Consider the following 26376-nt stretch of genomic DNA (forward strand, 5'->3'; position numbering starts at 1 on the left):
TATCCAAAGCAAAAGTTACTCTCTTTATTTCATCTGCCACTTTATTTTTTAACGAAGTCAAGTTACCATACAAGGCTTTAACCCTATCCTACAGACATCATTTTTTTTAGAAGAGTTTGATTTAAGCATGGCAAAGAACAAAAAAGCACCGATACAATATTTGTTTCTCAAAGCCGCTATTCCTGCCTGTATCATAATGGGAATTATGATTTTCTTTGTCCACTTTGTCCAAATTTCAGCCGAAAAGAAACTCCTCCTCGCCCAGGAACAAAATAACATCAAAATTGGCAAAAAAATTATCAGCCAATCTTTTCAATCCATCCTCTCTGACCTACGCTACATTACAAGCTCTGGATATTTAAAATATTTTATAACTGACCAGAGTGACTCAACGAGAAACAACCTGGAGCAAGAATTTCTGACCATAGTTAATACCAAGAAAATTTATGACCAGATTCGCTATCTTGACCCGAAGGGGATGGAGCTTATCCGTGTTAATAAAAACCAAGAGCACCCTACTATAGTGGCCAAGGATCTCTTACAAAACAAAAGGGATCGTTATTATTTCCAAGATACAATGACAATTCCTTGCAAAGAAATATTTATTTCTCCCCTTGATCTTAATATTGAGCACAAACAAATTGAACGTCCCCTAAAGCCCATGATTCGTTTTGGCATGCCGGTTTGCAATGCTCAGGGCCACAAAAAGGGAATCGTTTTATCTAACTATCTTGGCTCGAATCTCCTGGACTATGTTCGAAAATCTCTGGCAAAAGAGAAGAGCCAATTAATGCTTCTCAACGATGAAGGATATTGGCTATTATCACCCAAGCCCAAGGATGAATGGGGGTTTATGTTTAAAAATGACCTTCGTTTTCAAAATAGCTTTTCCGAGGCTTGGAAAAACATACAGACTGAAGCGAAGGGACAATTTTTCACCTCAAAGGGACTTTTTACCTATCAAATAATATACCCCGCTCATGAAGGTGCCTTAGCCAATAAAACGCCTTTGCCGGTTGCCCCAGGACTGCCTGCTCTAGAGACAGAGAACTATCACTGGATACTACTGCTCCATCTGCCCCAGGCAGAGATACACACAATACTCAAGAAACATCTCTACTGGGGACTCCTGCAACTGGGTTTTACCTGCCTGATAATATTTCCCCTCCTCTGGCTTCTTACCAAGGAACGAATACGCGTGATTAATGCCAGAAAAAGAATGAAGCAGGCAAACGAGTTCAGCAAGGCCATTGCTACCCAAATTGGAGAGGGTCTCATTGTTTTAGATTTTCATGGTAATTTTTTAATGATTAACCGGATGGCGGAAAAGCTGCTGGGGTGGCAGGAGGCGGAGCTCTTCCATAAACACATTGGCCTTCTCATTCCTGAGTTTAAAGAATCAGAGAAAGAATCTCTCCTCTCGTCCACTATCAAAGCCAATGCCTGCCGTCGTATAGAGCCTTTTTACATTCCTCAAAAAGACGGTCAGATCATTCCCGTCTCTCTAACCATTTCCCCCATGTATAACCAGGGAACAGTGACAGGGGCGATCATTATTTTTCAAGACATAGCTGAAAGACTGTTGGCAGAAGAGCAACTCAAACTGGCTGCAAGCCACGACAGCATGACGGGGGCCAAAAACAGGGCAGAACTTGAAAGATTGATGGATTTAGAAATTGAGCAGAGTGCAAGGAAGAAAACAGCTTGCACCTTTCTCATGATTGATATTGATTACTTTAAGAAAATCAACGACAGCTATGGGCACCTGGTAGGAGATCAGGTTTTAAAAGAGATGAGTCATTATATACGCTCTACCCTACGAAAAAGTGATATTTTCGGAAGATATGGCGGAGAGGAGTTTGTTATTATTCTTCCCCAAGAGGACCTGCAGCACTCACGAAAAATTGCTGAGAGGCTACGCCTCGGTATTAAAGAAAATTCTCTGCAAAACAATACCCTGAAAAAAGCAATGACCGTCAGTATTGGCCTTGCAAGTTATCCGGAGCATGGCCGTACCAGCAAAGATATCCTGCTACAGGCCGATGAGGCCCTATACATCGCCAAAAAGCAGGGAAGAGACCGGATTGTTACGGCCCCCGAAAATCAGTAGATAAAAAAGAGGGGCAGGACATAGTCCTATGTTTCGCAGCCCCTGCCCCCCGTGCAACTTATTTCCACGTATCTGTAACTAATTGTTAAGGCAAAGACCTATAAATACCGAAATGAACATCCCCCAGTAAATTTAATAGCACGATAACAATGCTTACAGCAGACTAATTTCACCGTACATCTGCCCCCTAGATCAAGATCATTCTGCAAATAGATATATAATAAATAAATTTCTCTTCTATGCGTCACGGCCTACCTTTTGCCTAAAGAGGGAAGATGATCGTCTGCTCATTGGAAAAATATTCGATGAAGAGGAGTTTGGCTCTTGCCACCACCTTGGTTCTAACCCGTAAAAAAATCAAAGACATTGCCCAGGGTTGAGGCAGAGCCCTTGTAAAACTCCGTATATTGACAGCGCTCACAGGTAATGGCTACGTATTTTTTATTCTGTACATCAAAAATCCTTGACCAAAAACCTCCGGAAACTCTGATTTCACCCGCATCGTACTTTGAACTGCCACATTTAGGGCATTGCCAACTATCACCAACCATTATTTTTCTCCTATTAAACAATGAACACTGTCTTCCTGTTATTATAACAGGATCATTTCTGTAAATATTCGTCCCGGCCTCACTAACCCTTATTCACCAACCAATACGACTTTTTTTAATAAAGACAGAAATAGACTCCAGTGAAAATTTAAATCTTATTTGAAATATATATCTTCCCCTGTAAAAATTGCTGTAAAAATCACCAATTGATGACGAGAAGGTAACAACAACATTTGATAGCAACGAAGTATCGTCTTGGGTCTCAACGTAATTCCGTTTATAGTTATATAAAAAAACATCAGAGCTCATAAAAATCAACTCCACTTTTTACACTATAAAATATGATCGACCAGACTCCATTTATCTTCAGTAATGAAGTGATGCACCAGCTACTACTTGACATGGCCCAGCAACGAACGACTAGCAACCTGTTTGAGGTCGTTGTCTCACGCCTTGCCACTTTCTCCCATGTTGCTCTGGCAAGAATTTGGGTTCTGCGGCCGGGAGACATTTGTCATAGCTGTCCGGTCAAGGCAGAATGTCATGATCGCAGCAACTGCTTGCATCTAGTTGCCAGTGCCGGCCAATCAAATACCGAAGGTGTACAGTGGACAAATATTCATGGGAAGTACAGAAGATTCCCCTTAGGTGCTAGAAAAGTTGGCCATATTGCAGCTACCAGTAAACCCGTGGTTGTTGAGCACATTAATAAAGACTCTCAATGGATTTTGGATGTCGAATGGGCTCAACAAGAAAAAATTCAGGGCTTTGCTGGCCAGCCTCTAATTTTTCAAGGCAAGGTCCTGGGTGTATTAGCTGTCTTCACAAAGATCAACCTGACATCTGATGTACTCAAGGTGCTCAGAGTTATCGCCGACCATGTAGCGGCAGCGCTTGCCAACACTCTGGCTTTTGAGGAAATCGAAATCCTTAAACAGAAGCTTGAACTGGAAAACAGTTACCTTCGAGAAGAGCTTTTTGATGTAGCCTCCATGGGAGGTTTTGTTGGCAACAGTTATGCCTTACAGCAGGTTCTTAATCAGGTTGACGCCGTTGCTCCTACCAATGCAAGTGTACTTATCTTAGGTGAATCTGGAACAGGGAAGGAACTTGTGGCCCGTGAAATCCATCATCGTAGCTCGCGAAAAGATAAACCGATGATCAAGGTCAACTGCGCGTCGATTCCTCGAGATTTATTTGAAAGCGAATTCTTCGGTCATGCCAAAGGAGCATTTACCGGAGCATTAGCCGACCGAAACGGCAGATTCAGCGCGGCAGATGGTGGCACCCTTTTCCTTGATGAGTTGGGAGATATACCCTTGGAACATCAGAGTAAACTGCTCCGGGTACTCCAGGAAGGCGAATATGAAAGAGTAGGAGAAAACCAGACACGAAAAACAGATGTCCGCATTATCGCAGCTACAAACAAAAACTTACATGAAGAAATCGTAGCCAAGAAATTTCGCGAAGACCTCTACTTTCGACTTAATGTCTTCCCCATCAGAGTCCCCCCACTGAGGGAAAGAAAGGAAGATATCGAATTGCTGGCAAACTATTTTCTGCAGAAAATATTGCAAGAGATGAACATTACCCAACAACAATTTAACATGCAACAACTGCAAGAGTTGAAAGAATATGACTGGCCTGGAAATGTAAGGGAGCTACGTAATATCGTTGAACGATCCGCTATTTTTTCTCTTTCTGGGCCATTACGCCTACATCTCCCGGAAACAGCTGATTCAAGCACCCATTCTCACGCTATTACGACTGAGGACAGCTCAGTGATTCTCTCTGAGAAAAAGATGCTTGAGCTACAACGAGAAAATACCAGGGCAGCACTGGCACAGTGTAACTGGAAAATTTATGGCATTGACGGAGCAGCTACCCTTCTCGGCATTAAGCCCACGACACTGGCTACAAGAATAAAAAAAATGAACTTGAAGCGCCCCGTGGCAAACAATAGGGCTGATATTTGCGATTAAGAAGTCCACCCGCAAAAAAAAGAGCTCAGCGGCTCCAGCTCAGGGCGAATCATATCATGAGCACCTTCAACCTGTTACACTATGAGATAGCCTATTGATACATGAATCATCTTCTGGGACTTTGTGATCGTATCAAAAAAGCAGAATTACGTTCCTATTTAACACGGAATTACGTTTTTAACGAAATATCGTTTTTACTAAGCTGCTGGCAAAACAAACAACAGCGCTACAGTAAGCACTTAGATATTATCAAGGTTTGGCACAGCATGTGCATTATATCTAATATGCTTCGTACCAGTAGGTAACTGAAGTATCGCCAAACAACTGGACATGGAGGGGCATAGCCAAAATTACAGCCCCGACCAGGCATATTTCATGCTTAGACGGTAAACCTTGAGTACTGGGCAAGCCAGGACACTAAACGTCAATTTTGTTTGAGCGCTACAAACGACACCAAGATAAAAATAACTCGAAGATTTTGTTGAAAAAACTGATGTAGCTGTTTGGCCGTCTCCCAAGGATAATCTTTACTGAGCTATTAACCATTTATAATTGTTTAGACCTCTACCAATAGTTTCACCTCAATAGCTGAGGATCTTTATCTAAAGGAGATGGCTGAATCTCTCTCGTGGCAGAAGCCAAGGCAGCAGCGATTTCAATGCCGAGAATACCATAAAACCTTTCAACTTGTGTGCCTGGCAAGGGCCTAGAAGCCAAGGACGAAGCGAATCAAGAGAAAAACAATCGGTTTTGCCAGAAGCACTGAATTACATGGAGCTTTGGTAAAAGCACGAGCTTTGCTACAAAAGTTGGCGCCCACCTGATCGTTCATAAAAGAAAGAACTCTCAAAGGGAAGTCTGACCTCTTCCAGACTTCCTCTCTGATTTCTCATCTAGATCAGAATGCAAGGCGAAAACCAATGTTGTAATAGGCAAAGGTTTTCGGTCTGTGGTAACGATATGCTGACCGGACAAAACGCGCGCTTGCATTCCATGCACCGCCACGATAGACCTTGTGATCGGTACTGTCATCCACCCATGCTGAACCGTCCGCAGGTGCCCCCTCGTAGTTGCCATGCCATGTGTCCTCGCACCACTCAAAAACATTGCCATGCATATCGTAGAGCCCGAAACCATTGGCGGGATGCCCCCCTACCGGAGAATTCTGACAGGAAATCTTTGTGCCATAATTCACCTGCTCTATGGTAATAGCGTCCCCGAAGAAAAAACGAGTAGTGGTATGAGCCCGACAGGCATATTCCCATTCCGCCTCGCTCGGAAGACGATATCTGCTGTCATTGACCGCATTCAATTTTTTAATAAATTCCTGAGCATCCTCCCAGCTCACACCATCTGCAGGGCAGTTCTCACGGATAAGATCACTGGGATTTTCCCCCATTATTTTCAGATACTGCTCCTGAGTCACCTCGAAGCAGGCCATGTGAAAATCATCGACATGAACATTGTGCTGAGGGCCCTCAACCGCCTGCCGCTCCTTTTCCGCCACAGGGCTTCCCATCATAAAATCACCGCCTGCTATAGGTGCGAATTTAATTCCCGTTACTTCATCGATAATAATCTGACTGATATTTTTACTCATTATATTAACCTTCACAAAAATAAAACCGCTTGAGCGGTGGTTGAACTTCCCGTGGCGATGGCAGAGTTGCAGACAACCCTGCTATCTACTTTTTAAGACTCCACCCTTGATGGCGACATTAATATAACAAACCGACATAACAAAATTTATTCAGTAAGAGACGGTCCATTAACCAACGTTTTCATTTCACTCTTATTTAGCAAAGGTTGTGCCAGATAGCCAAAGGAGGCAAGAGTTTGATATTGCGTCTATAGTTAAAGGAAATAATTTGTAGCAAGAAACGGAATTACGTCGCCAACGAAATTCCGAGCTGAGCAGCAACGTAATTTCGTTCACATTGAGTTCAAAACTACCTTTGCAGTCAGCAATGAATTTGGATAAGGGTTATTATCAAGATTAAATGGGAAAGAGAGGGGGAAGGGTGGGCAAGGCTCATTAAAAGAATAGGAATTTTGCATAAAAAAAGCCCTGCCGAACCTTTATTTCGACAAGGCATAGCTAGAGAGAAAATGACTGAATTACCGAATAAAATTGGTCATAATTTTCTCTACTGGTTCAGGGGCGGGGATGTGCTCTTTTCCGTGTTCAATAAGCCTCATAATCCAGGCCATGTTTTTGCCTAGCACCTCCATTACCTGCTTACCTTCGCCATCCTGCTCCATTTCTCCAGGCTTAAGGCCATGGGCCACATTCCAATAGTTCGAGGATGGCATAATCATCTCAGAGTAGTTAATATAATGATTTAACGTGTCAACTACGGGAATCCCGCCGGATCGCCTGACCGCAGCCACAGCAGCTCCGACCTTATGCCGGAAGAGATTTCCATTGACCGAAGAAACGAAAAAAGCTCTATCAAGAAAGGATTTCATTGTCCCTGCCACACCGGCAAAATGGACAGGAGATCCAAGCAGAATCCCATCGGCCGCCTTCATCTTCTGAATCCATTCATTGACTGGATCGTTTTTTATGGCACACGCTTCATTTTGATTTTTCACACAGCCGTAACAGGCAATGCAGCCCTGTATTTTTTTCTTGCCGACATGAATCATTTCCGTCTCAATCCCAGCACCTTCCAGCTGATCAAGAACTATCTGCAATGAACAAGCGGTATTCCCTTCTTTATTAGGGCTGCCGTTAAATGCAATAACTTTCAATTGTATTCTCCTTTTTTCTAGATTAGTTCCTACTCTGGCAAGTTCCTGTTCTGCTTGCATTGCATCGAGCCGCCCCTTACGACGGAGATGGGACAAGCATTACAGGCCTCGTATTCAAGAATCTGGCCTTCCTTTTTTTCACACTTTTTTATACCGAACGGTATATTTTATAACAAAAAAAATTACATCTTTCTGATAAGATCCTCTATATAGCCCAGAGCGTTTTCAATATAGCTTTTGTCTTGTGTTACTTTACTCATGGCAAAACCACCTTCAACAAGACAGATGAGTATATAAGCTGTTTGAGAGGCATTCGTCTTTTTAGAAAATTCCCCCTCACTCATTCCGTCTTCAATAAAGGAAATTATTGATTGCCTCCATGAGGCAATAGTCTTCTGCACTGCGACTTGCAACTGTTCATTCACATCATAACTGTCAACAGCAGTGTTAAGAACAGGACAGCCACCATTATGGAGGATATGTTGATGAATGGCCAGGTACGTTTTTGGGTATGCAAGCAACTTTCCACGGTTAGTTTTTGCAGCCAAAATATTGTCCTGCAAGGCATTATAAACAAAGAGCACATTATATTTGTACGCACACAATGCGACCTCATCTTTGTTTTTAAAATTACCGTATATAGAACCCTTAGTCAGCCCTGTCGCATCGACAAGATCTTTAAGGCTGGTTGCGGCATAACCCTTTTTATTAAAAACCGGAGCTACTTGCTCAATAACAAATTGTTTAGTCTTTTCTGCTTTACTCATGGCTAAATTTAACATTAAGAAGGAGATCAAAACAGCTCAAGCTGTAAAACAATCGAGTTCCCCCGAAAGATAGATCGATAATTTTACTAAAAAACTGGAAGCACAACCGTAACAACAAGCCGGCCCCCTTACCCGAGCAAGCTCTTACTAGCCGCAGCTATTTGCAACTGACTGAAGACCTCAATGCCGTTGGCCCTGAGGAGGGCTGCAGTAACGCCCATTCCGGTTTTTTTAAGAGCAGAAAAGCTACCGTCATAGATGCTGCTGCTCCCGCAGGAAGGGCTCGACTCTGCCAGGATGGCAATCCTGATATCCCGTTGCAGACAGAGGGACAAAGCGGCCTCTGCCCCCGCAATAAAATAGGAGGAGACATCTTGGCCTGTATTTTCCTGGACCCGGGCCCGCCCGCCCAGCACGGCCACTCCATCACCGCCTAGGATTTCAGAGGGGTTTCGGGGAGTAGACATCCCGGAAATCACCTCAGGACAGACAGCCACAACCCGCCCCTCCTCCAGCCAGCGATCCATGGTTTCATTATCCATGGCCAATGAGCCACCATTATACCTCACCTTCTGCCCAAGCAAACAGGCGCTTACCAATATCTCTTTCATAAATCTCATAAAACTTAATAGGATAAAAAAAGCTGCAGAGGATCACCCTCCACAGCTCACACTTCTCTTCTTTAAGGGAGGCCTATACTTCGTTTTCCCAATCACCGATAATAGAACCGGGCAGAGCACTGAGATCTATCCGCCGCGCCTCGGCAATACCAGCTTGCAGGGCATCACGGTTCATATTCTCTGTACCCTTGGGCACCCGGCTCAGGAGGGCCATTTCCAGATGTTTCAGATCAACCTGACCTGAGAGATATCCGACGGCACCAAGGGCCACCATATTGGCCACCAACTCACGGCCGATATCCTGTCTGGCAATTTTAGTAAAGGGAATAGCCACCGCCCGACTGGTGGGAATTTGCTCCACATAGGTGGAATCAACCACCAAAAGGCCATCGGTCTTTGTCTCATAAAAATAGGCATCACAGGCCGCCTGAGTCATGGCCAAAAGCAGATCCACCTGAAGTGCCTTCGGGTAATCAATGGGTTCATTTGAGATGACAAGCTCTGCCTTACTCTTACCACCTCGGGCCTCCGGACCATAGCTCTGCGTTTGACAGACATGTTTACCATCATAGGCACCGACGGCATCGGCCATGACAACGGCGGCGGTGATAATACCCTGGCCCCAGAACCACTAAAACGAATTTCATAACGGGAGTTTATGTTCATTATTTCATCTCCTTCTGGCTTTCCCTACGCAGACGGTCATACTCCTCTGTCAGTACCGGTTTATCCAGATCACAGAGTACACCGATGGAAAATTTACCCTCCATCTCTTCAGGACTCATCTTTGCGGCCTGGGCGACGGTAACTGCATTTTCCTTATAGGATTGAATCATGGTGGCGGCACTGCCGAGTTTATTCCTGCGGCCATGCTGAACATGACAGTTGGAGATAATTTCCACCACAGAAAAGCCCCGCTTGCTGATGGCCTTTTTTATAATACCATCCAACTGGGCAGCATGATAAACGGTGCCGCGGGCAACAAAGGCTGCCCCCGCCGTTACCGCCAGCTCAGCAATATTAAAAGAGTGCTCCACATGACCATATACAGAGGTCGTTGACTTACTTCCATATGGGGTGGTCGGTGAATACTGACCACCGGTCATGCCGTAGGTACTGTTATTGACAATAATGGCAGTGATATCAAGATTGCGACGGGCGGCATGGATAAAGTGGTTGCCCCCAATTGCGGTGGCATCACCATCACCCATAATGGTAATAACATTAAGTTCCGGCTTAGCAAGTTTTATGCCCGTGGAAAAGGTCAGGGCCCGGCCATGGGTTGTATGCATGGTATTAAAATCTACATAGGTAGTCATCCGGCCTGAACAGCCTATACCCGAGGCCAGAACAATGTCATCCTTGGGAATTTGCAAACCATGAATGGCCCTAAGGAGGGAGCCAAGAACAATCCCATTACCACAACCCGGACACCAGACATGGGGAAACTTCTTATTATGCCGTAAATATTCCTGGCGAATAACTTCTGCGCTTTCCAACATATTTCACTCCTTCACAGATCCTCTGATTGAGGATAAATTGAAGGGAACCTTGAAAAATGGGCCTCTCTTTAAAGTTCAACCTTATTATGCCTCACAATCGAGGCCAGGCTGAGCTTTATCGAAATTTTCATTTTTTCAAACTACCCTGAAACTAAAGAAATAGCATGTACTCTCGCAAGTCACTACTGAAGGTTCACCAGCTTATGGAGAATCTCCTCTGGAGTGATCAGGGTGCCGTCAACCTTATTGAGTTTGACTACCCGGGCATCACCTGGATTAACCCGGCTCACCTCACGGCTTATCTGACCGAAATTCATCTCTGGCACGATCACAGTCCGACACTGCCTGAGAGCCGCATCAACCACCCTTCTGGGAAAGGGAAAGAGCGTTACGAGCTGGATCAGACCCGCCTTCACGCCCTGCTGCCGAGCCTCCTTTACCGCCCTCTGGGCAGATCTGGACACAGATCCATAGGCAATGACGCAAATTTCCGCATCTTCCATCTCAAATGCCTTATGGAGAACAATCTCAGAAAAGCCCTTGGTGATCTTCTCATGAATACGGGTGAGAAACTGCTTTACCTCCTGAGGTTTTTGGGTAGGAAAACCCTTCTCATCATGAACAAGACCCGTTACATGATGCCGATAACCATCACCAAAGGAGGCCATATCAGGAACACTGCGATTATTATTGGCATAGGGTTTATACCAATCACTGGGGACAGTGGGAGCAATCCGATCAAAAATAAGCAGCTCTTCCGGGGATGGCAGATTAACCGACTCCCGGGTATGACCCACCACCTCATCGGAGAGGATGATAACAGGGGTTCTAAATTTTTCGGCAATATTAAAGGCCTTTACTGTTATGGAAAAACACTCGCTCACCGAAGAAACCGAGAGAACCACAATGGGGTGATCGCCATGGGTGCCCCAGCGGGCCATCTGCACATCTCCCTGGGCAACACAGGTGGGCAGGCCAGTACTAGGCCCACCGCGCATGACATTAACCACAACACAGGGGGCCTCGGTAATACAGGCATAGCCCAGATTTTCCTGGATAAGGGAAAAACCGGGACCACTGGTGGCAGTCATGGCCTTTGCTCCGGCCAGAGAGGCACCGACAATGGCCCCCATGGAGGCAATCTCATCTTCCATCTGAATAAAGGTGCCACCTTCCTGGGGTAACTTTTCCGAGAGTACTTCGCTTATTTCAGTAGCTGGGGTTATGGGATAGCCGGCAAAGAAATTACAGCCGGCAGCAAGGGCACCATAGGCTATAGCCTCATTCCCCTGAAGCAAAACACGTTTTTGTCCATCAGCGTTTTCCATCGGTACTCCTCCTCGTATCTTTTCTCTTTTTCACAGTTATTGCAAAATCAGGGCAGTGAATCTCACAAATTCGGCAACCGATACAGGCATCAGGATTTTCCACCCGGGGCTTTCCTGTTTCGTCTGTACTTATTACCTGCTTAGGACAGAGAGCAGAGCAGAGGCCACATGATTTACACCACTCATAGAAGAACTTTACACTATACAGGATTCGCTTCTTCTCTTTCGGGGCTACGGAGCCTGTCTCTTTGGCAGGGACTTCACTCTTTTTGGCTTTTGCACCTTTTTGAGGGGCAGAAGCTTTGGGAGACGCAGAAACTTTTTTTTCCATTTTTCCCTCAAACAGCGTTAAAGGTAGATAAAAAACACTTACAGAACAGCGCATTCACAAACTTCATCTAAAATTTTTACTATAACAGGAGGTAGTGTCAACAAGAATAGCACAGGAAGACAAAAAAGAGGGGTATTCTATCAATAAAACAGGGCAAGCTCTCTGGAAGAGACCACCCTGTAAAATCACACCTACAATGAGCAGACCTGCTAAGGCTGAACAAGTCTATCCCTTCCCGCCTTGAGGACAAAGAAGAAAAGGAGAATATTGGAGGCGACAAGAATAAGAATGGGAATATCCCACGAGCCAGTTACCTCATACACTACTCCCAACAGGATCGGCCCTATTGCGGCAAAGAGATAACCCGCCGACTGAGCCATACCGGACAGCTCTGCTGCCAGCCGGGCATGGGGCGTACGCAAAGAGATAAAGGCAATAGCCAAACTAATGCTCCCGCCCTGACCAATGCTGAGAAGGATTATAGAACAGATAAGGACAGGCTTGGTGGTCGCATAAAAGAGGAGTAACATGCCAACAAGATAGATCGTGGCCTTAACGGTACCAATGAGCCTCTGATTTTTAAATTTATCGGCAATAATCGGAATAACAAGGGTTGCCGGCAGACCCACCAGTTGAAAGGTGAGGGCCATTGTCCCGGCAAAACTACTCTCCATGCCCCTTGCCATAATTATAGAGGGAAGCCAGGCAACCAGAGAATAAAAAAGCAGGGATTGGATTCCCATAAAAAGGGTTACCCACCAGGCCATGGGCGAGGTCCAAATAGATTTTTCGCTAGGAGGAGCACTAGCTCCATTGGAGTTCGTTCGATCAGCATCTGCCTTTTTAAGCTGAGGCAGCCAGACAATAATGGTAAAAACAACGAGGATAGCCCAAAGGGCAAGACCATGTCGCCAACCGAAACCATAGCCAGAAGCCATGGGCACACTTAGCCCGGCCCCCACCGCTGCAAAGACACACATACTGGTGGTATAGATACTGGTTAGTCTGCCAACATGAGTGGAGAATTTTTGCTTTATTATAGAGGGGATAAGGACATTACCTATGGCAATACCCAGGCCCATCAGAGCTGTGCCGACAAAGAGGCCAGAAGAGTTGGTATAGGATCGAACTAACTCCCCGACAAAAATAAAAATAAGTCCAAAGAGCATGGTATAGCCAGAGCCAAATCTCTTACTTATCTTAGACACAAAGGGAGAAAAGAGAGCAAATGCCAGCAGTGGAAGGGTGGTGATAAATCCTGCCTGGACATTATTAAGCCCCAGATCTTCCTTGATAAGATCAATAATAGGGCCGACGCCTGTAATGGGAGCCCGAAGGTTAAAGGCTATAAAGATAATACCTATTACCAGGACAACACGAGGGGAAAATATTTTTTTCATTGTGACTCTAGTGGAGGGAAAGAATTTGATTAAGAAGGGTAACTGCCTGCCTGCCGTCTCTGTCTGTAATCGCCTGAAAAAGCTCCTTATGGAGCTGCGAGAACTCCACCTCTTGTCTATCGCCAAGACAGACCTTCTGCTCAACAGAGATACAGATAAACTTAGAGATCGAGCTGTAGAGATCGTAAAGAATTGTGTTACCGGCAGCCCTGGCAATTGTCAGGTGAAATTCGATATCTGCCTCGCCATACTCTTTTGAGGAGAAGTGAGCAGAGTTCCTCGCCAACAGGGCCCTCTCAATACGAACAAGATCTGCCGCGGTACGTCTTTGGGCGGCAAGCTGGACAATTTCCCGTTCGATTACAAGGCGCGCCTCATCCACCTCACTCTCCCGAGAGCCACTTAAGCGATTGAAGATATTACCCTCGAATCTGCCGGAGGAGACAACATAGGTACCATCTCCCTGGCGTGCCTCAAGGACACCCGCCTGAATCAGTGATTGAATCGCCTCCCGTATGGTATTTCTGCTGACAGAAAATTGCCGGACAAGATCTGGCTCCGAGGGAATCTTACTACCAAGCTTAAGATCACCACTTTGAATGTTTTCCTCTATCTGCTGAGATATCTGCTTAGGCAGGGACTGTTTTATAGGACGTGCAAGTTTCACTCTCTCTCCTTATAGGATTTCTACTTGTCCAATGTTTGGACAAGCGAAGATAGCTATGGAGAATGGACAAGTCAATGAATATTTTATAAAAATAGCCACCGACGTTACAGTGGCAGGGGAGTGGTGAGAGTCTTTTAAGAGATCGTTCTGACAGAAGAAGAGTTGCAAGAGAGGGCCAAAGGCTCTTACCTTCCCCTTGCCTATTTTCTACCCAGGTAATAATTTTACCGGGTAATTTCTATCCATCCTCCCCTCTCGCCACTCTGCTCGCAAATGTTCTATTAACGGCAAAAGGATTTTTTTGCCGTAATTACAGTTACTTTCAACTGTACACAAATATGGAATAAAACTTGCAATAACCTCACTTATATCAACACGAACTACGTTAACAACACAATAAGAAAGGAAAAAAATCATGAAAAGATCATTGATCAGTCCATTTATCGCGGTAACATATATCACGGTGGCCATCACGGGAATCCTGATGATGTTTCACCTCAGAATACAGGGAATAGGTGCCCTGCATCAATGGGGTGGCGTGCTTTTCATTATTGGAGGTATGATTCATCTCAGTTTGAACTGGCGGGTGTTTACCTCATATTTCAAAAGTAACAGGTCAGTTTTGAGTGTATGCGCAGGAGTTCTGGCCCTGCTCCTCATTCTTCTTGTAGCTCCACACCAGGAGCATAGGAGGGGGCAGCAGGGTGGCATGATCCATAAGGTTTTTTACGAAAGGCACCATCGATAAAAAGAAAGTACGGGACGATAAAAAGGCCAGGATTTCAAACAAAATTTAAGCCAGAAAGATCGTTCCTATTCCATCTACTCTCTTCAGCGCTTGGGCTCCAGCCTCGGTAAAGGCCGATACGATCTCCCCGCTTGGTCCCCATGCCTAAGCATCGTCTCCAGCGAACGCCCGAAAGGTCTCCATGGCAAAGAGGGCTCTTGCAGACGGGCTTCTTCTCTTCTGTCCTTCCCCATCGATGAGATCAACCCGGGGCTGAAGGCCATAGCCGTTGGCAACCTGAATGGCGAGGCCGGGCCTGGCGTTCAGCTCCAGAATCATGGGGCCCTTATTCATATCCAGGACGATATCCACCCCGAGGTAACCGAGACCGGTGATTTCATAACACCTGGCGGCCAAATCTACAAAGGCAGACCAATCAGGAACCGAAAAGGTGGAGAGGTCTTTGCCGGTATCCGGATGACGAGTCACAGGACGGTCAAACTGAACGGCCTTGAGGGCATGGCCGGTGCCGATATCGATACCCACTCCCACGGCGCCCTGGTGCAGGTTGGCCTTGCCATCCGAATCTTCTGTGGAGAGACGGGTCATGGCCATTATCGGGTATCCCTTGTAGACAATGACGCGGATATCGGGCACGCCCTGGTAAGAAAAGCCTGTAAAGGCAGAGGAGAACTCAACCATCTCCTCAATCATGGCCACGTCGTTATTACCACCAAGGCTGAAGAGACCACTGAGGGTGTTCGAGGCATGACGTTTAACCTCCTGAAGGGTGACCCTCGCCCCGCCTGGTTTGAGGAACGCCTTACCGTCGCGTCCGCCGATGACGAGGATCCCCTTACCACCACTGCCCCGGGCCGGTTTGATGACAAAGGGAGGACAGGTTTCCAGAAATGCTTCAAGCTCCCTGACATTGCCCTGGGTCTTAACCACCCCGAGAAGCCTGGGCGCGGAGATCCCGGCCTTTGCCAGAATTACCTTGGTCTTCAGTTTGTCATCCACCAAGGGATAGAGTTTTCTCGGGTTGTTTTGCGCGATCAGAACCACATTGCGTCTGTTCATACCCACAATACCGGCCTTTTTCAGTTGGGCGGGAGAGGCAAAAAACATACTTACTTGCCCCCGGACAGAGGTTCAAATCGTCGCAACTCGGTCAGCCTGTAACCGGAGTAACTTCCAATCATAATGATCACAGCCAGAACCACCAGCAAAAGCTCGGGGAAGGAATAGGTCAGGTGGCCTACATAGGGGTTTTTCATAACCAGAAAGATAATTGATGCTGAAAAGAGGCTACCTCCACCCTGAATGAAAACATCCCTGGGGCCCTCTTCTTCCCAGAGAACAGACATGCGCTCAATGGTCCAGGAAATAATGATCATGGGAAAAAAGGTCACCCTTAAGCCCGCCTCTATCCCCATCTTGATACTAATAACGCTAATGGCCACATAGATAATGATGACAAAGACAAGTACCGCCGAGATCCTCGGCACAAGGAGCAAGTTCAGGCTACTCAGATAGTAACGGAGAATCAAACCAATCCCGACGATAATAATAAAGAGTGACAGCCCTGCCAGAAGATTAACCTGCAAGAAAACCAAGGCAATAAGAATAGGCATAAATGTGCCTGAGGTTTGCACCCCCACAAGGTTCCTAAGGATCACAATGATGAGGGCGCCGATGGGAATGAGGAGCAAGAGTTTAAAGGTGTTCTGCTGAGAGACGGGAAGACTGTAGATGGAGAAATCAATGAACTTGCTACCGCTGTACCTACCGTGCTGCACAGCAGCTCTTTGGGCCGAGATCTCTCCTGTCAGGGTGGAATACCTGATCTTTCCGCCTGTGCCGCCCATAATCTCAAGGATAGACTCACTGCCATGCTGCCACTGCAGGAACTGATCCCGATTTTCCAGCTCTGCGGTTCTTGGGTTGATCAACTGCACCTGCCGTCCGTTCTGGATTTCAATAAAGCTTCTCAGCTTCTGCTTTTTCTTTGACACTGCTAAATTGAGCCCCTTAACAGAGCGTGACTTCACCCCGGCTCTGTTCAGCAAGCTACAGGCAAGATTTACCTTCCCGCCGTATTCGTCCGCGTCGGTGAGGAGCAACGAGGCGTCCTGATTGATGGGGTCATTAAGGGACACAAGGATTGCCCTTGCCAGCCCCAACTCCGAGGTCTCTTTGCCAAGGGCCTCGGTGACAATATGATCGGCTGCCACCTCATGGGCTCCGCTGAAAATAATCACTGCTGCCGGTTCTATCTCCTTCTGGCTAACCTCTCCTCCATCACTGCGCCTATAGGCCGTGGACCTGAAAAAAATCTTCTGCCGGCCACTTACATCAGCGGCACGCCAGACAGCCCGGCTTCCCTTTCGCTCAAAGCTATACCCTTCAGCAATAGATTTTCTACCCAGGACTGCGATGGCATCATTGGGGTCGGGCGTATTAACCGAGATCTGCACCGGCCCACCGTCAGCGATAAAGGAGATGGTCGCCTCAACGGTCCAGGCCATCTCTTTTTTTCCTGGAAGCAGGGGAAAGCCCAACTCTATATGCTTGTATATGGTGGCACCTACCCCCAACACGACCAGAACAGCAACAATGACAATAATCTGAATTTGCTGTTTCATCTCTGTTTCTCACTCATGGGGGTAGTTACGTTTTTACGATTTACGTCGACCACAAATTCGCCCTGAAGGAAATTTCGACCTATGAGAATCTGGTATGCAAAATCAGAGCGATCGGCCAGAGAAAATTCCCTAACAAGCCTGACGCCCCCCATCATACTCTTTACCGTGACCACAGGTCTTTTCAGCGACTTCTCTCCATGGCGCTTAATCGTTACATTACGAGAGAGACGACATTTCATCTCTTTTTTCTGACCGCTTCTCCTATCTCTCACCATAAAACGAACCCATTTTTCCCCATCACGCTCAAAGCGCCTTATATCCTTAGCATCAAGGGAAGAGGTCGTTGCCCCAGTATCGATCCTGGCAGGCATTGTCACCCCGGACTTAATAAGGGTGACCGGTTCCACCTCACCAATGAGGCGAAGACCGGCAGAGGGCTGAAAAACCGGTTTTATACCGGTCTCAGGGCCCGGTTTAACTTCGATTCCGACAGCCGGTTTAACTTCGATTCCGACAGCCGGTTTAGCTTCAATGCCGACAGCCGGTTTAGCTTCAATTCCGACAGCCGGTTTAGCTTCAATTCCGACAGCCGGTTTAGCTTCAATTCCGACAGCCGGTTTAACCCCGGCTTCAATGTCCGGCCTGGATAGGGTACATGAACAAAGTAGCACCGGAACCAATAAAAGCATCACTATTCTCTGCCAGCCAAAGATGGCTTTCCTGATCTGAACCATTTTTACTCTTTTCACCTGAAAATATATTAACATTCGCCAATTATCATTGCCGAAACTCATTCAGCACCGGGCCTGTCATAAACCGCAAGAAGGTTGCCTCCAACCAATCTTGCGGCGACGCCCCCACGAGGACCCCTCTTTTCCCAGCTCACCTTTTGCCATATTGCCAGTCTGAGGCATGCAGATCTCACTGCCCATATAACATTGTTCTTGTCAATCAGCAACACCACTGATAGAAAGCTACCTATTTACAGATGCTTGGAAGAAGACCATCCCCCATTTACACCTGAAGATAATACCTTTACAGATTAGTGAGATTTTATTTCCATAGCTCTCACGGTTCACACCTGCACATTTATTTACTGGATTTTAGAAAAAAACGGCCCCAAAAGGACTAATGCGGTCAATGAGAACTTGCGCTTCATGAGCTATCTGAAGAATTTGAACAAAATATTTTACAAATGAGGGAGAAAGCGACGTCTGCAGAAGGCAATAGTGTCGTAATCAGGATGATTATTGCCAGTGATATAGCGAAAAGCAACAGAGTCATAGGTGGCTTTTTCAATTTTACGCAGAAAAACACTCCTGTCGCATATCCTTAGAACAAAAGGGCTGTCATCATTTCTGAAAAATATACCTTACTGCCTCGACCACCATATGCCTTCTTAATTGCAAAAATGTCCAATTGTCCCACTCTTGCAATGACAAAACGTACCAAATGGCCTTTCGATAGCAAATCTTACACGTTGGCAGAAACATAAAAATCTGCTATCGACTACCACCTGTGAAGGTTACACTCATACCTACCTAACCTCTTATTATAAATTGATTACTGGCAACAGTATAGCATGATTTTGAAAAAGGCCGACAGACTCTAGACCCTGCATGGTAAGGCTTCAACAACCCCGCACCCAGAGAGATTAAGGCCCCGCCTCCCTGCCATCACTGACCTTCATCCCCCCTAACTAATATCATCGAGTTACACGATCTGGCAAGAGACCGCCCCTTCGCTCAATGATCTACTCGATGAGCCCATACCACCTTTCACTTATAAAGAGTGGCAATAGAGTCGGCCAGTCTCTGCGCTAGTTCAGAGGCTTCATATTTATCTGTCACAACTTCGATATAGGCACCGCTACCACAGGCCTCGGCCTTCCTGATCGCCTCATCAAGTTCACCGCAAGTCGTCACCCGGGCGCTAAACCAACCGTCACAACCCAGTACTTCAGGAAGGTCTTTATAGTGCCACTGGGCAAGATCGTTATAGTAGATATCGGGGTCGCGGCAGAGCAATCGCTCAATCAGATAACCATCGTTGCTGAGCACGAAAATGATTGGTTTGAGACCATAGCGATGAAACTGACTGATTTCCTGGGCCGTAAACTGATGCGAACCCTCACCGGTGATGAGGATCGTTCGACGATCCGGGGCTGCCAAAGCAGCACCTAACGCGGCGGGGGTGGCCCAGCCGATCGATCCCCACAGGCTCTGATTGAGAAAGAGCGAGCCATTGGGCATCTTAGCGAAACCGAGCCCCATCGAGCATGTTCCGGTTTCGGCAACCAGTATATCGTCGGCCTTCAGCATCTGTTCCCAGCGTGGGTAGAGATAATCCACCGTGATCTTATCGTCCTCGCCACCGACCGGCTCTCCGAGCCCCTCCACCCTGGGGCCCAGACCATACTTACGGGGCAGTTTTTCGGCCAGCATGACCAAGACATCCTTCATTTCGATATTGTGGTAGATGGCAGTCCCTACCCGCACCCTATGTGGCATGATATTGATACTTGCGGCAGGATCGATGTTGGCCGTAAAAGAGCCGGAGTTAAAATCTGTGAGCATCATGCCGATAGCAAGCAGGCAGTCACTGCCCTCGACAAAGGCCCGAACCTGCTCATTCATCAGCTCGCCGTTGTAGATACCTATATAGCTAGGGTGCGCCTCATTGAGTACACACTTGTCCATGAACATGGTGGCGAAGGGCAGGCCTGAAGCCTCGACCACGGCGGCAGCCTGGTCTCGAAGCCCGAAACGGGTAGCCATGATACCGGGCAGGATACAGGCCCTCTTACTTACGGAAACGGCATGACAAATCGCCTCTACCGCGGCCGCCAGGGTGCCCACCTCGCTTGTTGCCACAACCACTGCCTCTGCCTGCCCCACAACCGGCATATCCGCATAGTCTCCCGGGAATGCCATATATACCGGCCGACGGTGATAGAAAGCCGCGGCAATGAGACGTTCAGTCTCGGCCACACAGTTATCCGGGGTCATGATAGCTCGAGCGCAGACCACCGGCTCCGTCATTTTATAAAAGAGGTCGAACTCACCGTTACCGAGGGTGTGATGCACTAGGCGGTGAGCGGCCTGAACCCTGCTCGCAGGCATTCCCACCAGATGAAATATTGGCAGATGTTCAGCATAGGCTCCGGCAATGCCGTTAATGGCGCTGAGCTCTCCTACCCCATAGGCGGTACTGAGCGCAGCAAGACCGTGGATCCGGGCGTAACCATCGGCTGCATAGGCGGCATTAAGTTCGTTACAGTTGCCAATCCAGCGCAGCTCCTTATCATTACAAACAGCATCGTTAATGGGGAATGCATAGTCACCCGGTACCCCGAAAACATCCTTCACTCCAAGATCTTTCAATCGGGAAAGTACATATTCTATTACGGTCTGTTCCATAACTCCTCTCCTTACTTGTTAGCTGTTAGCTTGTCGATTTTAGAGCTAAGGCCTGCAATAGGGTGTGTGCTGTGACTTAGCTAAACTAAAAGAACAAGTCATGCCGGCCTGTTCATCATTGATAGCTGACAATTTTTATTCTTACAGTTGCTTAAAATAAATTTGATAAAAAAAAGCACCTAAACATTCCACCGTTGAAAAACATTAGACGATTTCCTCCAACCAATATGCAGGGATAATTTTGGAAGATAGAATCTTCTGTCCATGGCCCAAGAAAGGGCAACTATAAGAAACAACAGGGTGTATGGGACAGGTATAGGTCGTTAACTCATCCTGGCTTGCAAGAGAGGATGAAGCCCCCCATTCAGATACTCTCTGGATCTTCTTTTGTCTTTATTTTTTGCGCAAATATCTCCATATCCCCTGTGCTTGATTAAGACTTAAGTTCAGCGAAAGCTCTGCCCGAAAAATTTCAATCTCAACCTCTTGACCATGTGCTACAGATCATATCACAGATATTATGCTAAGTACCAAAGCCTCAACGAATGAATCAGCTTCCAAAGAAACTCTGGACCCTTATTATTATAGCATGGCAAGAGCGGAGGGTGGATTGCAGAAGAGTGTTAGGGGGTGTGAGTGTAGGATACTTGAACAGGATTTTTTTATGTCATCTCCAAGCAACTTGTCGCACCTATTCTACCAACTCAGCTACCATAAAAAATCCGACAGACTCCTAATGGGACTCTATGTGACCCTGTAATTAATTACAGCGCCAATACTACCTCTTATGCAAACAAGAGCTACAGGGGAGACAGCTAAGAGTCAAATAAATCTTTACTCACAGACGAGAAAGAGTGTGTAGCCGGGACCAATTGAAGACAAATCCATCCTGACAGAGAGAGCACCTGTCAAGGGCATATTTATTTAAGAACCGACCGACCAAGCAGAGGAGAGCAAAACAATGTGCCCCTTCTCACTTGATTTCGCCTGCCTGATTCACCTAGCATGTTAATAGGTCTTTCAATTTTCATGATCTCCCTCTGCCAGCCATACTCTCCTGGCAGAGGAGTCACAAGCTACGAGGACAATATGGAAAGTATAAAAAAACTACATATAAAGAAAGCCAACAGCGGTATTTGCACCGGCACAGAGTGGATCTCCCCCGCAGGTAGCAAGGTCATAGAATCCATCTCACCTGTGGACGGAAGGATCATCGCCAAAATCCAAGCAGGAGGAGCGCCTGAATATAAGCGAATTATTACTCAGGCCCAAAAGGCCTTTCCCCTCTGGCGGAAAATCCCTGCCCCTGAGCGTGGAGAAATTGTCCGACAGATTGGCGAGGCCCTGCGCAAAGATAAGGAGAACCTTGGCAGGATGATTTGCCTGGAGATGGGGAAATCTCTTCAGGAGGGATATGGAGAGGTACAGGAAATGATCGATGTCTGTGACTTTGCCGTGGGCCAGTCACGCATGTTATACGGCGCCACCATGCCCTCGGAAAGACCCTCCCACAGACTCTACGATCAGTATCATCCCCTTGGTGTTGTCGGCATTATTACTGCCTTTAATTTTCCTGCCGCAGTTTGGGCCTGGAACGCCATGCTCTCGACTGTCTGTGGCAATGTCTTGGTATGGAAGCCCTCTTCCCAGGTAGGCCTAACCGCCATTGCCATCCAGCATATCATCGCCCGGGTCCTCAAGAAAAACAAGCTGCCCGAAGGCATTTTTTCTCTTATCTGTGGTAGTGGCAAGGACATAGGCGACCTGATGCTTGCAGATACCCGCCTGCCCCTTATCTCCTTTACCGGTTCTGTTCGTACCGGTCGACATGCCGCCCAAATCATTGCCGGGCGCCTCGGTAAATCCCTCCTAGAGCTGGGAGGAAATAACAGTATCATTATCAGCCCAGAGGCAGATCTTGCTATTGCCATCCCCGCCGTGGTCTTTGGCGCTGTCGGTACTGCTGGACAACGCTGCACCACCACCCGTCGCCTGATTATTCATGAATCTATCTATGACAAGGTAAGAGATGGTCTGACAAAGGCCTATAAAAGTCTGCGTATTGGCAGCCCCCTCAACCAAGATAACCATATGGGGCCCCTGGTAAACCAGGATGCCGTCGCCAATTATCTCGCAGCAGTAGAGACCATCAAAGACCAAGGGGGAGAGATACTATGCGGTGGCCATGCCCTACAAGGAGAGGGCTTTGAATCTGGCTGCTATGTTGCCCCCACCCTGGTTGAGGTGAAAAGCGATATCCCCATTATCAAGGAGGAGACCTTTGCTCCCATCCTCTATTTAATTAGGTATAGCGGAGATATTAACCAGGCCATAGAGATCAATAACAGTGCCCATGAGGGACTCTCCTCTGCCATTTTTTCCAACAACCTGCGGGAGGCTGAAACCTTCCTCTCGCCATGGGGTTCTGACTGTGGCATTGCCAATGTCAATATCGGTACCTCGGGGGCTGAGATTGGCGGCGCCTTTGGCGGAGAAAAAGACACCGGAGGTGGGCGTGAATCCGGTTCAGACGCCTGGAAGGCCTATATGCGCCGACAAACGGTGACCATAAACTATGGCCACGAACTGCCCCTGGCCCAGGGGATAAACTTTACCATCTAAGACGGGACAAGCTCCCCTCTCATATACTGGAGATTATCTATGACATCTCGCGTAAGCTCTACTCTGGCCCGACATATACTGGCGGACGGCCTGCCCTTGGTTTTTGATCTGAAAAAATCCCGGGGATCGCAGTTGGTAGATAAAAATAGCGGCGACAGTTTTTTAGATTTTTTCTCCATGTTCGCCTCCATGGCCGTGGGGCACAACCACCCAAGCCTCTTGGCAATACAGGAGCAACTTGGGGCCGTGGCCATCCAAAAGCCTTCCAGCTCGGATGTCTACACCGAAGAGTTTGCTGAATTTGTCGACACCTTCGCCCAGCTGGCAATGCCTGCGTTCATGCCCCATGCCTTCTTTATCGAAGGAGGGGCCCTGGCCGTTGAGAACAGCCTCAAAACTGCCTTCGACTGGAAAACCCGCCTCAACCAAGCGAGAGGCATAGCCACACCTAAGGGCACAAAAATCATCCATTTCCAGCAGGCCTTTCACGGTCGTTCCGGCTATACCCTCTCTTTAACCAATACCCATGACCCGAGAAAGACAAAGTTCTTCCCCATAATGGACTGGCCACGAATCCTCAATCCCAAAATCACCTTCCCACTTAATCGAGAAAACCTTGGACAGGTCATCGAACTGGAGGAGAGGGCTCTTGCCCAGATTCACCAGGTTATTGGCAGGGAAGGTGATGATATTGCTGGCCTCATCATTGAGCCTATCCAGGGAGAAGGCGGTGACAACCACTTCCGCCCGATTTTTTTCCGGCAACTACGCAAGATCTGCGATGACCATGATATTTTGTTCATCGTAGATGAGATCCAAAGCGGAATGGGCATAACCGGAAAGATGTGGGCCCATGAACATTTAGAGATTGAACCGGATATCCTCTGCTTTGGTAAGAAGACTCAGGTCTGCGGCATTATGGCAAGCAAAAGAATCGACAAGGTTGAAAACAATGTCTTTAAAGAGTCCAGCCGACTCAACTCCACCTTCGGGGGCAATCTGGTAGACATGGTGCGCTGTACCCATATTCTCAGAATTATTGAAGAGGAGAGACTGGTGGACAATGCCCGAGTCCAGGGAAATCATCTTCTCCGTCAGCTTGAAGGCCTGGGAGAAGAGTTCCCCCACCTTGTCTCCAACCCCCGGGGTAGAGGCCTTATGTGCGCCTTTGACCTACCCTCAGAGACCATGCGCAATCAATTTATCGAGGATATGTATAAGGCGCGGGTACTGCTCCTCGGCTGCGGAGAAAAAGCCATCAGGTTCCGGCCCCACCTCGTGGTTCGTCGGGAAGAGATTGACGAAGGCATGGATATTATCCGTCGGACCATCAAAAAAACAATGGGTTAATCCTGCAATGAAAAGTTCAAAGAGAAAGAGACTGGCCCTCCACCTCGACCAGCAGATCGAGGGTACGGTCTATACCGACCAGACAACCCTGCAGCGCTATTCCACCGATAAATCCATTTATCAGGTGGTACCGCAAATGGTTGTAAGCCCTGCCTCAATGGAGGATCTTACTACCATAGTGAGCACGGCCAGAGACGAGAACCTGTCTGTCACCGCCCGAGGTGGTGGTTCCGGAACGGCAGGTGCAGCCCTCGGTGAGGGTATTGTTATCCATCTGCCCCGCAATGGTTTCCTAGGTAATATAGTTGACTTCAGCACCGGGGCTGGCAAGGACTATATTACTGTTGAAGCCGGTGTCTACCATGATACCATCCAGACATTTTTAAAAAAGGAGGGCTATTATCTGCCGGCAGACCCCTCCAGCTCCCCCCTCTGCCAGATAGGTGGCAATATTGCTACCAAGGCAAGCGGGCCACATGGCTTTTCCCATGGCAGTATCGACAGATTTTTACAGGATATCGAATATATCTCGGCCCGGGGTGAGCATATCGATTCGGCCCGGCCAAAGAGCATCCCGCCAACTCTCAGGGCAGCCCTTACCCAACTACAAGAGAAGGTTCGAGCTGATAAGGCAACGGTCTCCCTGCTAAAAAAACGGCGCAATTTCAAGACAGCAAGTGGCTATAACCTCTTTGCCCTTATGGCTGAGCTGCAACCAGAAAAAATCCTGGCCCAGCTTTTCGCCGGCAGTGTCGGCAGTCTTGGCCTCATCACCCGAGCGACGTTGCGCGTTGAGCCCTATACCCCCGAAAAGGCGGCCCTCCTCCTCTACTTCACCGACCTCCATGCTCTCAGCCTGGCTACTCAGGAGGCAATTGCGGCAGAGGTAACTGCCATCGAGGTGATCAGTCAAGCCACCATCAGGCTCCTGAAAAGGAGGAAGGGAGCAGGAAGCGATGAACTCCATAACGGCCATCTGCTCTTTATTGAATGTGAGGGGCCAATGCGGCAGGCCCGACTGGCGCAACTTAAGGAGAAGCTCAGAAAAAGCCCAAACCTCCTCGTCCCTCCCCAAGAGGCACAGACAGAGGAAGAGCTTGCCAAACTGTGGAAAATCCGCAAACAGATCCTACCGGTACTTCTCCGACCCGGGGCTGGAATGAAGGCCCTCTCAATCGTCAATGATGTTGGGGTTCCACCTCAGCACCTGGCCCACTTTATCGAGGACATTGAGACTTTTTTCAGAAAGAAGGGTCTGGAAACGGTGATCTATGGCCATGCGGGCAATGGCAATCTTCATCTCCGCCCTCTAATCAATATTAAAGAGACAGATCTGAAAGAGCGCATTCAGGCCATTGCCGACGGAGTCTACGAGATAGTCTTCCGCTATAAGGGTACCATCACCGCCGAACATGCCATGGGACGACTACGCACTCCCTATCTTGAACGGGAATGGGGCTCGTCCATATACAGGCACATGAAGAGGGTCAAAGATATTTTCGATCCAGATAATATCTTAAACCCCGAGGCAATGTTTGGCAGGGGAGCCATTACCGATAAGATGCGCCATGACCTATTTGAACCAGTTCAAAAATAAGTTC

Annotated in this window: 21 protein-coding genes; 6 read left to right on the forward strand and 15 right to left on the reverse strand. The window is 47.5% G+C overall.

The genetic code is table 11. From position 1 onward, the window contains the following. Positions 1-127: 127 nt before the first annotated feature. Complete coding sequence (locus DP_RS17000; RefSeq protein ID WP_011189550.1) at positions 128-2110, forward strand: sensor domain-containing diguanylate cyclase; 1983 nt, start codon at positions 128-130, stop codon at positions 2108-2110. A 341-nt stretch (positions 2111-2451) separates the two neighbouring features. On the opposite strand, the gene DP_RS11750 is transcribed toward DP_RS17000, so the two are convergent. After that, positions 2452-2661 carry a zinc ribbon domain-containing protein gene (locus tag DP_RS11750; protein WP_011189552.1) on the reverse strand — a complete coding sequence of 70 codons (210 nt, stop codon included), beginning with the start codon at positions 2659-2661 and terminating at the stop codon, positions 2452-2454. Between the two features lie 341 nt (positions 2662-3002). Between DP_RS11750 and DP_RS19005 the strand changes: the two genes are divergently transcribed. After that, the gene (locus DP_RS19005) at positions 3003-4643 is read left to right on the forward strand and encodes a sigma-54-dependent Fis family transcriptional regulator (protein WP_011189554.1); all 1641 of its coding nucleotides are present in this window, start codon (positions 3003-3005) and stop codon (positions 4641-4643) included. A gap of 898 nt (positions 4644-5541) precedes the next feature. Here the strand turns inward: DP_RS19005 and DP_RS11760 are convergent. The 10 genes from DP_RS11760 to DP_RS11805 all read right to left on the reverse strand — a co-directional run bounded on the left by DP_RS11760 (position 5542) and on the right by DP_RS11805 (position 14012). Further along, positions 5542-6243 carry a formylglycine-generating enzyme family protein gene (locus tag DP_RS11760; RefSeq protein ID WP_049785093.1) on the reverse strand — a complete coding sequence of 234 codons (702 nt, stop codon included), beginning with the start codon at positions 6241-6243 and terminating at the stop codon, positions 5542-5544. 518 nt (positions 6244-6761) lie between these two features. Continuing rightward, positions 6762-7397, reverse strand: a complete 636-nt coding sequence (locus tag DP_RS11765) for a flavodoxin family protein (protein WP_041277943.1) — start codon at positions 7395-7397, stop codon at positions 6762-6764. A gap of 182 nt (positions 7398-7579) precedes the next feature. Next, positions 7580-8164: a TetR/AcrR family transcriptional regulator gene (locus DP_RS11770; protein WP_041277944.1), complete on the reverse strand. Its 585-nt coding sequence runs from the start codon at positions 8162-8164 to the stop codon at positions 7580-7582. Between the two features lie 128 nt (positions 8165-8292). Next, positions 8293-8775: a DUF523 domain-containing protein gene (locus DP_RS11775; protein WP_041277945.1), complete on the reverse strand. Its 483-nt coding sequence runs from the start codon at positions 8773-8775 to the stop codon at positions 8293-8295. Positions 8776-8857: 82 nt separating this feature from the next. Beyond that, entirely contained in the window at positions 8858-9376 is a 519-nt protein-coding gene (locus DP_RS11780) for a 2-oxoacid:acceptor oxidoreductase family protein (protein ID WP_011189560.1), read from the reverse strand. Positions 9377-9449: 73 nt separating this feature from the next. Further along, positions 9450-10286, reverse strand: coding sequence for a 2-oxoacid:ferredoxin oxidoreductase subunit beta (locus tag DP_RS11785; RefSeq protein ID WP_011189561.1), 837 nt, complete (start codon positions 10284-10286; stop codon positions 9450-9452). 182 nt (positions 10287-10468) lie between these two features. After that, complete coding sequence (locus DP_RS11790; protein ID WP_011189562.1) at positions 10469-11614, reverse strand: 2-oxoacid:acceptor oxidoreductase subunit alpha; 1146 nt, start codon at positions 11612-11614, stop codon at positions 10469-10471. After that, positions 11601-11945 carry a 4Fe-4S dicluster domain-containing protein gene (locus tag DP_RS17005; protein WP_156792284.1) on the reverse strand — a complete coding sequence of 115 codons (345 nt, stop codon included), beginning with the start codon at positions 11943-11945 and terminating at the stop codon, positions 11601-11603. Before DP_RS17005 ends, DP_RS11790 begins: the two co-directional genes overlap by 14 nt. 209 nt (positions 11946-12154) lie before the next feature. Next, positions 12155-13345 (reverse strand): CynX/NimT family MFS transporter, encoded by a 1191-nt coding sequence (locus DP_RS11800; RefSeq protein WP_041277946.1) that lies wholly within the window; start codon positions 13343-13345, stop codon positions 12155-12157. 7 nt (positions 13346-13352) lie between these two features. Continuing rightward, entirely contained in the window at positions 13353-14012 is a 660-nt protein-coding gene (locus DP_RS11805) for a FadR/GntR family transcriptional regulator (protein ID WP_011189565.1), read from the reverse strand. Between the two features lie 415 nt (positions 14013-14427). Between DP_RS11805 and DP_RS11810 the strand changes: the two genes are divergently transcribed. Next, positions 14428-14760 carry a DUF4405 domain-containing protein gene (locus tag DP_RS11810; RefSeq protein ID WP_049785094.1) on the forward strand — a complete coding sequence of 111 codons (333 nt, stop codon included), beginning with the start codon at positions 14428-14430 and terminating at the stop codon, positions 14758-14760. 144 nt (positions 14761-14904) lie between these two features. On the opposite strand, the gene DP_RS11815 is transcribed toward DP_RS11810, so the two are convergent. From DP_RS11815 to DP_RS11830, 4 genes are all read right to left on the reverse strand, one after another. After that, positions 14905-15867: an alpha-L-glutamate ligase-like protein gene (locus tag DP_RS11815; protein ID WP_011189568.1), complete on the reverse strand. Its 963-nt coding sequence runs from the start codon at positions 15865-15867 to the stop codon at positions 14905-14907. Between the two features lie 2 nt (positions 15868-15869). After that, a complete protein-coding gene (locus DP_RS11820) occupies positions 15870-17384 on the reverse strand; it encodes an inactive transglutaminase family protein (RefSeq protein WP_011189569.1) in 1515 nt (504 codons plus the stop codon). Continuing rightward, positions 17381-18118 (reverse strand): ATP-dependent zinc protease family protein, encoded by a 738-nt coding sequence (locus tag DP_RS11825; RefSeq protein WP_049785095.1) that lies wholly within the window; start codon positions 18116-18118, stop codon positions 17381-17383. The genes DP_RS11820 and DP_RS11825 overlap by 4 nt, the downstream gene beginning before the upstream one ends. Before the next feature lie 1044 nt (positions 18119-19162). Continuing rightward, positions 19163-20803 carry an alpha-keto acid decarboxylase family protein gene (locus DP_RS11830; RefSeq protein ID WP_011189571.1) on the reverse strand — a complete coding sequence of 547 codons (1641 nt, stop codon included), beginning with the start codon at positions 20801-20803 and terminating at the stop codon, positions 19163-19165. A 1089-nt stretch (positions 20804-21892) separates the two neighbouring features. Here DP_RS11830 and amaB point away from each other — a divergent pair. The 3 genes from amaB to DP_RS11845 are packed head-to-tail and all read left to right on the forward strand — an operon-like array spanning position 21893 to position 26372. Beyond that, the gene (gene amaB / locus DP_RS11835; RefSeq protein WP_041277947.1) at positions 21893-23425 is read left to right on the forward strand and encodes an L-piperidine-6-carboxylate dehydrogenase; all 1533 of its coding nucleotides are present in this window, start codon (positions 21893-21895) and stop codon (positions 23423-23425) included. A 39-nt stretch (positions 23426-23464) separates the two neighbouring features. Further along, positions 23465-24775 carry an L-lysine 6-transaminase gene (lat, locus tag DP_RS11840; RefSeq protein WP_011189574.1) on the forward strand — a complete coding sequence of 437 codons (1311 nt, stop codon included), beginning with the start codon at positions 23465-23467 and terminating at the stop codon, positions 24773-24775. A gap of 7 nt (positions 24776-24782) precedes the next feature. Continuing rightward, complete coding sequence (locus tag DP_RS11845) at positions 24783-26372, forward strand: FAD-binding oxidoreductase (RefSeq protein WP_041277948.1); 1590 nt, start codon at positions 24783-24785, stop codon at positions 26370-26372. Positions 26373-26376 lie beyond the last annotated feature (4 nt).

This window comes from Desulfotalea psychrophila LSv54 (assembly GCF_000025945.1).
In the GTDB taxonomy this organism is placed as follows: Bacteria; Desulfobacterota; Desulfobulbia; order Desulfobulbales; family Desulfocapsaceae; genus Desulfotalea; species Desulfotalea psychrophila.